Below are 9,204 nucleotides of genomic sequence, written 5' to 3'. Positions count from 1 at the left end.
TTCAGGGGCTGCTGCGCAGCCCAACGCGGGGCAAGCCCGCTCGCCACAAGGAGATGTGTCTGGCGAGAACAGGCTTGTACAAAACTATAGAATCTCCCACAAGTACCGCGTCGGGCCGTGATGGCGAGGTTTGAGCGAGATCCTGTGGGAGCTGGCGATAGCCTGCGATGAGGCCACCGCAAGCCTGCACGAAACCACAGAATCTAGCTGCTACAACTGCTCCAGACAGCCCACCAGCTCGCCGCCCAGCTTCTCCAGCAGGCGCTCATAGCCTTTGCTGTCCACCGGGTCGTTGCCGCCAAGCGCATCCAGCTCGGCCAGCCGCACCGGCAGGCCGGCGGTCAGGGTTTCGGCCAGGCGCGGGCGCAGCGGTGGCTCGCTGAATACACAGGTTTTGCCCACTTCCTGCAAGCGCTTGCGCATGGCGGCCACATGCTGCGCGCCAGGCTGCACCTCAGAGGCGACGCTGAACACGCCGGTGTGCTTCAGGCCATAGGCCGCCTCGAAATAATCGAAGGCCTCGTGGAACACGAAGTAAGGCTTGCCGGCGATGCCCGCCACGCGCTGCTTGAGCCGTGCATCCAAGGCGTCCAGGCGGCCGACGAAGGCCTTGAGGTTGCCCTGGTAGCGGGCGGCGTTGGCCGGGTCGGCAGCGGCAAGGTCTGCGGCCATCTTCGCTGCGATCACCCGGGCATTGACCGAAGACAGCCACAGGTGCGCATCAAGGCTGCCTGGGCGGTGATCGTGGTCATGCTCGTCGTGGTCGTCGTCGTGCCCGGCTTCGTCATGGGAGTGGCTGTCCTCGCCGAAATGGCGCAGTTGCATGCCGGCCAGCGACTGCACCGCCACGCTCGGCTTGCTGCGCGCGCCGAGCACGCGGGGCAGGAAGTTCTCCATGTCCGGGCCGATCCAGTACAGCAGGTCGGCATCGCCCACTTTGCGCACGTCAGAGGGGCGTAGCGCGTAATGGTGCGGCGAAGCGCCAGGCGGCAGCAGTACGTCGGGGCTGCCGACACCGTCCTGCACCGCAGCGGCAATTTGTTGCAGGGGCTTGATGCTGGTCAGCACACGCACCTCGGCGTGCGCCGAACAGGCGATGAAAGCGACAAAGAGAGCAAGGAATCGGGACACGGTGGCTACTCGGCTCGTCAGAAACAGGTAACATAATAACGTCTCCATCCAGAACCGTCGCTGCCCATGTCCATCACGCTGCTGGCCCACCGTCCCCACGATCACTCCCATTGCGTCCATAGCGCGCTGGCTGAGGCTGACGCGCTGTGCACCCGCCAAGGCCTGCGCCTGACGGCCTTGCGCCGGCGTGTGCTGGAGCTGGTGTGGCAAAGCCACAAGCCACTGGGCGCCTACGACATCCTCGCCGTGCTCAGCGAGCAGGACGGCCGCCGCGCCGCGCCGCCGACTGTGTATCGCGCCTTGGATTTCCTCCTCGACAATGGTCTGGTGCACCGCATCGCCTCGCTCAACGCCTTCATCGGCTGCAGCCACCCCGAGCACGTGCACCAAGGCCAGTTCCTCATCTGCCGCGAGTGCCATGTGGCCATCGAGCTGGAACAGGCCAGCATCAGCGACGCCATTGTCAGCAGCGCCAAGGCGGTCAGCTTTACGGTCGAGACGCAAACCGTCGAAGTGGTCGGGCTGTGCGGCAACTGCCGGGGCAAGGCATGAGCGATGCGCTGATCCGTCTTCAGCAAGTGGGCGTCAGCTTTGGCGGCGAAGCGGTACTCGACAGCATCGACCTGGCCGTGGCGCCGCGCCAGATCGTCACGCTGATCGGCCCCAACGGCGCCGGCAAGACCACCCTGGTGCGCGCCGTGCTGGGTTTGCTCAAGCCGCACCAGGGCACGGTGTGGCGCAAGCCCAAGCTGCGTATCGGCTACATGCCGCAAAAAATCCAGGTCGACCCGACGCTGCCGCTGTCGGTGCTGCGCTTTTTGCGCCTGGTGCCCGGTGTAGACCGCCCGGCAGCCTTGGCAGCATTGCAGGAAGTGGGCGCCGAACAGGTCATCGACAGCCCTATCCAGACTGTATCGGGCGGTGAAATGCAGCGCGTGCTGCTGGCCCGCGCCCTGCTGCGCGCCCCTGAACTGCTGGTGCTCGACGAGCCGGTGCAAGGGGTCGATGTGGTCGGCCAGACCGAGCTGTACAACCTCATTACCCGCCTGCGCGACCGCCATGGCTGCGGCGTGCTTATGGTCAGCCACGACCTGCACCTGGTAATGAGCGCGACCGACCAGGTGGTCTGCCTGAACCGCCATGTGTGTTGCTCCGGCCACCCCGAGCAGGTCAGCAACGACCCGGCGTTCGTCGAGCTGTTCGGCCAGAACGCCCCAAGCCTTGCGGTTTACCACCATCACCACGACCACAGCCACGACCTGCACGGCTCGGTCGTCGCCCCTGGCGCCCATGTTCACGGAGAGCACTGCAAGCATGGCTGATTTTCTTCTTTACGCCTTGCTTGCTGGCCTGTCGTTGGCGGTGGTTGCAGGCCCCCTGGGTTCGTTCGTGGTGTGGCGGCGCATGGCTTATTTCGGCGACACCTTGTCGCACGCAGCCTTGCTTGGCGTGGCGCTGGGCTTCGTCCTGGATGTCAGCCCGGCATTGGCGGTGACCGTCGGCTGCCTGCTGCTGGCGATCCTGCTGGTGACCCTGCAACAGCGCCAGCCGCTGGCCTCGGACACGCTGCTCGGCATCCTCGCGCCCAGCACGCTGTCGCTGGGTCTGGTGGTGCTGAGCTTCATGCATGACGTGCGCATCGACCTGATGGCGTATCTGTTCGGCGACCTGCTGGCGATCAGCCCCAGCGACCTTGCCTGGATTCTGGGCGGCAGCGCGCTGGTGCTGGTGCTGCTGGCAGTGTTCTGGCGGCCGCTGCTGGCGGTGACCGTGCATGAAGAGCTGGCGCGGGTCGAAGGCCTGCCAGTGGCCGGCCTGCGCCTGGCGCTGATGCTGCTGATTGCCGTGGTGATTGCGGTGGCGATGAAGATCGTCGGCGTGTTGTTGATCACCTCGCTGCTGATCATCCCGGCGGCTGCGGCGCAGCGTCATGCCCGCTCGCCAGAGCAGATGGCACTGGGCGCCAGCCTGCTGGGTGTGCTTGCCGTCTGTGCGGGCCTGGCCATGTCGTGGTTCAAGGATACGCCCGCCGGCCCGTCGATCGTGGTCTGCGCGGCAGTGCTATTCTTGCTGAGCCTGGCGCTGCCAAAACGCTGAAAAAACGCGGTGCCACGCAACCATTTCCAGGGTAAAGGGTCTTTAAGACCTGTTTTCGAGCGTGCGCACCTGGGTGTAGACTTGCTCGCTTTTTGCGCAAATAGAGAGTCGCAGGAATGAAGCTGTTCGCCCCCCGTTATCTGCTTGTTGCCGCGTTTTCGCTGTGCCTGGCCGCGTGTTCCAGCGCGCCGGTCGAACAGCCGGCTGCGCCTGCCCAGGCAGATCCCTGGCAGCAGTTGGAACAAAGCATCGCCAGCAATGAGCTGGCCACCGCTGAAGACCAACTGACCGCCCTGCAAGCCCAGACGCCGGATGACCCGCGTGTCGAGCCCCACCAGCGGCAGTTGGCCGAAGCCTACCTGCAACGCAGCCAGATCGTGCTGCAGAAGGGCGACGTCAATGCAGCGGCCACGGCCTTGGCCCGCGCCCGCGCGCTGATGCCACAGGCCCCTGCCGTGACTGGCGGCGACACCATGGCCCATGCACGCAAGGCCGAGCTTGAAAAGGCCGAGGCGGCATTGAAGGCAGCTGAAGCCAAGCCGCAGGCGCGGGTAATCGACCCGTCGGCGCCGAGCACGGTGATTGCGCTCAAGACCACTGACAGCCGCGCGCTGCGTCGCCAGCTCGATGACATTGCTGCCGATGTGGTGAGTTACAACTGCGAGGTGGTGTTCCAGGTGCCGCGTACGCAGGATGCGCCTTGGCTCAAGACCTTGCTGCACAAGCGTGTGCACAAGCTCGACAGTGGTTTTGAGTTGAAGCAGAAACACCAGATTCAGCGTGCGCTGCCGGCGCAGGTGGTGTTGGTTCCGCATCAGCGCTGACAGGGCCAGACCGCGCTTGGACTTTACGCGGTCATTGTAGGAGCGGCCTTGCGCCGCGATGGGCTGCAAAGCAGCCCCAGGATCTGCGCATCATGCAAAAACCCCGGGGGTGCTTCGCACCCCTTTCGCGGCGCAAGGCCGCTCCTACACCAGGCCCTGTGAGCCCCCGCGATGCTTCAGGCGGGAATCGCCTCAGCGGCCGCTTCACGTGCCCACACCCGATGCCCTTGCACTGCCTTGAAGAACGCATCGAACGCTTTCTGATCATCGCCCAGCAGCAAACCAGCATCCTCCTTGAGGCCCAGCTTGTTCAGCAGCAGCTTGGCCTCGACGCTCAGGCCCATGGGTTTCAGATGCTTGTAGGCTTCGAGCAGGAAGTGCTTGGCCACCCCGCTACCTTCCAGCGCTTCCAGCGACGCCTTGCCCGCCGGCACCCACAGCCCATCGAACATCACTGAAGGCATGCCCTCCATCGAGGCATCCACCGCCAGCGCCGTGCCGTCCGCCGCTTTCACCGGTGCCGAGGTCGGCCCCAGCAGCATTGGCCGTGCGCTCTGCGCTTCGAGCGCCTTGACCACCTTGTCGACACTGCCTGCATCCACGCCATCGGCCAGCAGAATGGCGATCTTGCGCCCACTGATGCCAATGGTGCCGGGGTGGTTCATCTGGCTCAGCGCTGGCGACTGCGCCAGTTGGCTGCCTTTGACCTGCACCGTGCCCGCCTTGGGCGCCGGCAGGCCAAGGTTGGCGGCCACTGCGGCGGCCAGCGTGAGGTCGATGTTGGCGAGGATTTCGTTCACTTGCCGCGCCCGGATGGCCTCGCGCTCGACCTTGCCCAGCTCGAAGCTGTAGGCCTTGATGATGTGCTGCTGCTCGTTCGGGCTCATGCTGTGGAAGAACAGCCGCGCCTGGGAGAAGTGGTCGCCGAACGACTCGCTGCGCTCGCGAACCTTGTGCGCCTCGATGCGTTCCTGATAGCTCTCGAAGCCGCCATCCTGCGCTGCCGGTGGGGTTTCTTTGGGCCAGCCGCCGTCAATCGAGTTGGGCTCGTAGGCGGCGCGGCCACGGTCGATGGTCATGCGGTGCATACCGTCGCGTTGGCCGTTGTGGTTGGGCGCCACCGGGCGGTTGATCGGGATTTCATGGAAGTTCGGGCCGCCCAGGCGGCTGATCTGCGTGTCGGTGTAGGAGAACAGCCGGCCCTGCAGCAGGGGGTCATTGGTGAAGTCGATGCCCGGCACGATATGCCCTGGGCAGAAGGCGACCTGCTCCACTTCGGCGAAGAAGTTGTCCGGGTTGCGGTTGAGCACCATCTTGCCCAGCGGCGTTACCGGCACCAGTTCTTCAGGAATGATCTTGGTCGGGTCGAGCAGGTCGAAGTCGAACTTGTGCTCGTCGGCCTCCGGCACGATCTGTACGCCCAGCTCCCATTCCGGGTAGTGCCCGGTCTCGATGGCTTCCCACAGGTCGCGGCGATGGTAGTCGGTGTCTTTGCCTGCAAGCTTTTGCGCCTCGTCCCACAGCACAGAGTGCACGCCCTGGCGCGGTTTCCAGTGGAATTTGACGAAACTGGCCACGCCCTGGGCGTTGATCAGGCGGAAGGTATGCACGCCAAAGCCTTCCATCATGCGCAGGCTGCGCGGGATGGCGCGGTCGGACATGGCCCAGATGACCATGTGCGCCGACTCCGGTACCAGCGAGACGAAGTCCCAGAAGGTGTCATGGGCCGAGCCGCCGGTGGGGATCTCGTTGTGCGGCTCGGGCTTCACGGCGTGCACAAAGTCAGGGAACTTGATCGCGTCCTGAATGAAGAACACCGGCATGTTGTTGCCCACCAGGTCGAAGTTGCCTTCGTCGGTGTAGAACTTGACCGCAAAGCCGCGCACATCGCGCACGGTGTCGCCCGAACCCCGCGGGCCCTGCACGGTTGAAAAACGCACGAACACCGGGGTGATTTTTTCCGGGTCTTGCAGGAAACCGGCCTTGGTCAGCTCGGCGTGGTTGCCGTAGCTCTGGAAGTAACCATGGGCGCCGGTGCCGCGGGCGTGGACGATCCGCTCCGGGATGCGCTCGTGGTCAAAGTGGGTGATCTTCTCGCGCATGATGAAGTCTTCAAGCAGCGATGGCCCGCGCGCGCCAGCCTTGAGGCTGTTCTGATTGTCGGCAACCTTGACCCCCTGGTTGGTGCGCAGCGCCTGGCCCGTGGCATCGCTGCGCGCTGCCTCCAGGCTCTGCAGCTTGGCATTGGTATTGGCGCGGTCAGGGGTATCGGTACCGGCGAGCTGGCTTTGCCGTGGTTCCGGCGCTTTCTTGCTGGCCATGTGCGGCTCTCCTCATCAGTCTTCAGGCTGCCCGTTGGGCTTGTTCAAGTAGTGACTGGGGGGCGAGCCCGAGCGTTCAATCAGGATTACCGGTTGTCGCGTTATGCCCTTTCGATAGGGTGGCGAGGAAATAAATGCTAAGAACAGCGTATGGAAAAGGCTAAAATGCGCGACCCCGGCCAACCGCTGGCTCCATATTCCATGCGCCCCACAAGGTTCGCTCAGTGATCGAGTTTCAAAATGTCCACAAGACCTACCGCGTCGCCGGTAGGGATATACCGGCCCTGAACCCGACCAGCCTGACCATCGAAGATGGCCAGGTGTTCGGCCTGATTGGCCACTCCGGTGCCGGCAAGAGCACCATGCTGCGCCTGATCAACCGCCTCGAAGCGCCGAGCGGTGGCAAGATCATCGTCGATGGCGAAGACGTCACCGCGTTCGATGCCTACCAGCTGCGGCGTTTCCGCCAGCAGGTCGGGATGATCTTTCAGCACTTCAACCTGCTGGCGTCCAAGACCGTGGCCGACAACGTCGCGCTGCCGTTGGTGCTGGCCGGTGAACTGTCCCGCGACCAGATCAACGGCCGGGTCAAGGAGCTGCTGCACCGCGTCGGCCTGCTCGACCACGCGAAAAAATACCCGGCGCAGTTGTCGGGCGGGCAAAAGCAGCGCGTCGGCATTGCCCGCGCCTTGTCGACCAACCCGAAAATCCTGCTGTGCGACGAAGCCACTAGCGCCCTCGACCCGCAAACCACCGCATCGGTGCTGCAACTGCTGGCCGAGATCAATCGCGAACTGAAGCTGACCATCGTGCTGATCACCCATGAAATGGACGTGATCCGCCGCGTCTGTGACCGAGTCGCGGTCATGGATGCCGGGCATATCGTCGAGCACGGCCCGGTGGCCGAGGTGTTCCTGCACCCGCAGCACGCCACCACCAAGCGCTTTGTCCAGGAAGACGAGCAGGTCAACGAAGGCGAGCAGCGCGACGACTTTGCCCATGTGCCAGGCCGCATCGTGCGCCTGACCTTCCAGGGCGACGCCACCTACGCGCCGCTGCTGGGCACCGTGGCCCGCGAAACCGGCGTTGACTACAGCATCCTGGCCGGGCGTATCGACCGCATCAAGGATGTCCCCTATGGCCAGCTCACCCTCGCCCTGATCGGTGGCGACATGGACGCGGCGTTCGCCCGCTTCAAGGCAGCTGATGTACATATGGAGGTACTGCGTTGATGGACGCCCTGAATTTCTTCGCCAACGTCGACTGGGCCGAAATCTGGCTCGCCACCATCGACACCATGATCATGCTGTTCGGCTCGCTGTTCTTCACTGTGCTGCTGGGCCTGCCGCTGGGCGTGCTGCTGTTCCTGTGCGGGCCACGGCAGATGTTCGAGCAAAAAGGCCTGTATGCGCTGCTGTCGCTGGTGGTCAACGTGCTGCGCTCGCTGCCGTTCATCATCCTGCTGATCGTGATGATCCCGATTACCGTGCTGATCACCGGCACCTCGCTGGGCGTGGCCGGTGCCATTCCGCCGCTGGTGGTCGGTGCTACGCCGTTCTTCGCCCGCCTGGTCGAAACCGCCCTGCGTGAGGTGGACCGCGGCATCATCGAAGCCACCCAGTCGATGGGCGCGACCACCCGCCAGATCATCACCAACGCGCTGCTGCCAGAAGCCCGCCCGGGCATCTTCGCGGCCATTACCGTCACCGCCATTACCCTGGTGTCGTACACCGCCATGGCCGGTGTGGTCGGCGCAGGCGGGCTGGGCGACCTGGCCATCCGCTTTGGCTACCAGCGCTTCCAGACCGACGTCATGGTGGTCACCGTGGTGCTGCTGTTGCTGCTGGTTCAAGTTCTGCAGAGTGTCGGCGACAAACTGGTCGTGCATTTTTCCCGTAAGTAACCCCAATGGGGTCGGCCTGGCCGACCCGTTCGGGGGCCGTCGCGGCCCTCACAAGGAGTGATCAATGAAGAAGCTGCTTGCTGTTGTCGCCGCTGTTGCGGCCTTCTCGGCCCACGCCGAGACCCTGACCGTTGCCGCCACCCCGGTGCCGCACGCCGAGATCCTCAACTTCGTGAAGCCACAACTGGCCAAGGAAGGCGTGGAACTGAAGGTCAAGGAATTCACCGACTACATCCAGCCCAACGTACAGGTTGCCGAAAAGCGCCTGGACGCCAACTTCTTCCAGCACCAGCCTTACCTGGATGAGTTCAACAAGGCCAAGGGCACTCACCTGGTGAGCGTTGCCGGCGTGCACATCGAGCCGCTGGGCGTGTACTCGTCCAAGATCAAGAAACTCGACGAGCTGCCTACCGGCGCCACCGTGGTCATCCCCAACGATGCCACCAACGGCGGCCGCGCGCTGCTGCTGCTGGCCAAGGCTGGCGTGATCACGCTCAAGGACAACAAGAACATCCTGTCCACCGTGAAAGACGTTACCGGTAACCCGAAAAACGTGAAGTTCCGTGAGCTGGAAGCGGCCACCATTCCGCGCGTGCTGACCCAGGTCGATGCCGCCCTGATCAACACCAACTACGCGCTGGAAGCCAAGCTCAACCCAGAGAAAGACGCGCTGGCCATCGAAGGCAGCGATTCGCCTTATGTGAACATTCTGGTTGCCCGCCCGGACAACAAAGACTCGGACGCCATGAAAAAGCTGGCCGCTGCGCTGCACTCGCCTGAGGTGAAGCAGTTCATCACCGAGAAGTACAAAGGCGCCGTAGTACCAGCGTTCTGACCCTTGTAGGAGCGGCCTTGTGCCGCGAAAGGGCTGCGAAGCAGCCCCAGGGATATCAGCGTTCTGCACAATTCCTGGGGGTGCTGCGCACCC

General features: G+C 64.0%; 9 protein-coding genes. 7 read left to right on the top strand and 2 right to left on the bottom strand.

Translation table 11 applies throughout. From position 1 onward, the window contains the following. Window positions 1-210: 210 nt before the first annotated feature. A complete protein-coding gene (locus tag HU720_RS13370; protein WP_186520401.1) occupies window positions 211-1,179 on the bottom strand; it encodes a zinc ABC transporter substrate-binding protein in 969 nt (322 codons plus the stop codon). A gap of 18 nt (window positions 1,180-1,197) precedes the next feature. Between HU720_RS13370 and zur the strand changes: the two genes are divergently transcribed. The 4 genes from zur (at window position 1,198) to HU720_RS13350 (ending at window position 4,052) form a co-directional block, all read left to right on the top strand. Continuing rightward, a complete protein-coding gene (gene zur / locus HU720_RS13365; RefSeq protein ID WP_186520400.1) occupies window positions 1,198-1,683 on the top strand; it encodes a zinc uptake transcriptional repressor Zur in 486 nt (161 codons plus the stop codon). Further along, window positions 1,680-2,453, top strand: coding sequence for a zinc ABC transporter ATP-binding protein ZnuC (gene znuC / locus HU720_RS13360; RefSeq protein ID WP_186520399.1), 774 nt, complete (start codon window positions 1,680-1,682; stop codon window positions 2,451-2,453). Before zur ends, znuC begins: the two co-directional genes overlap by 4 nt. Beyond that, on the top strand, window positions 2,446-3,228 hold the full coding sequence (znuB, locus tag HU720_RS13355) for a zinc ABC transporter permease subunit ZnuB (protein WP_186520398.1): 783 nt from the start codon (window positions 2,446-2,448) through the stop codon (window positions 3,226-3,228). The genes znuC and znuB overlap by 8 nt, the downstream gene beginning before the upstream one ends. 116 nt (window positions 3,229-3,344) lie before the next feature. Next, window positions 3,345-4,052 (top strand): PA5502 family lipoprotein, encoded by a 708-nt coding sequence (locus HU720_RS13350; RefSeq protein ID WP_186520397.1) that lies wholly within the window; start codon window positions 3,345-3,347, stop codon window positions 4,050-4,052. Between the two features lie 176 nt (window positions 4,053-4,228). Here HU720_RS13350 and katE read toward each other — a convergent pair whose 3' ends face one another. Then, entirely contained in the window at window positions 4,229-6,373 is a 2,145-nt protein-coding gene (katE, locus tag HU720_RS13345; RefSeq protein ID WP_186520396.1) for a catalase HPII, read from the bottom strand. Between the two features lie 224 nt (window positions 6,374-6,597). Here katE and HU720_RS13340 point away from each other — a divergent pair, with 224 nt between their 5' ends. From HU720_RS13340 to HU720_RS13330, 3 genes are all read left to right on the top strand, one after another. Continuing rightward, a complete protein-coding gene (locus HU720_RS13340) occupies window positions 6,598-7,605 on the top strand; it encodes a methionine ABC transporter ATP-binding protein (RefSeq protein WP_186520395.1) in 1,008 nt (335 codons plus the stop codon). Continuing rightward, window positions 7,605-8,276: a methionine ABC transporter permease gene (locus tag HU720_RS13335; protein ID WP_186520394.1), complete on the top strand. Its 672-nt coding sequence runs from the start codon at window positions 7,605-7,607 to the stop codon at window positions 8,274-8,276. The genes HU720_RS13340 and HU720_RS13335 overlap by 1 nt, the downstream gene beginning before the upstream one ends. A 64-nt stretch (window positions 8,277-8,340) precedes the next feature. Continuing rightward, entirely contained in the window at window positions 8,341-9,111 is a 771-nt protein-coding gene (locus HU720_RS13330; RefSeq protein WP_186520393.1) for a MetQ/NlpA family ABC transporter substrate-binding protein, read from the top strand. Window positions 9,112-9,204 lie beyond the last annotated feature (93 nt).

Source organism: Pseudomonas sp. SWRI51, from assembly GCF_014268825.1.
Lineage (GTDB): Bacteria > Pseudomonadota > Gammaproteobacteria > Pseudomonadales > Pseudomonadaceae > Aquipseudomonas > Aquipseudomonas farsensis.
The sequence above is the reverse complement of the archived record's forward strand: the minus strand, read 5'-3'. Positions and strand labels throughout refer to the sequence as shown.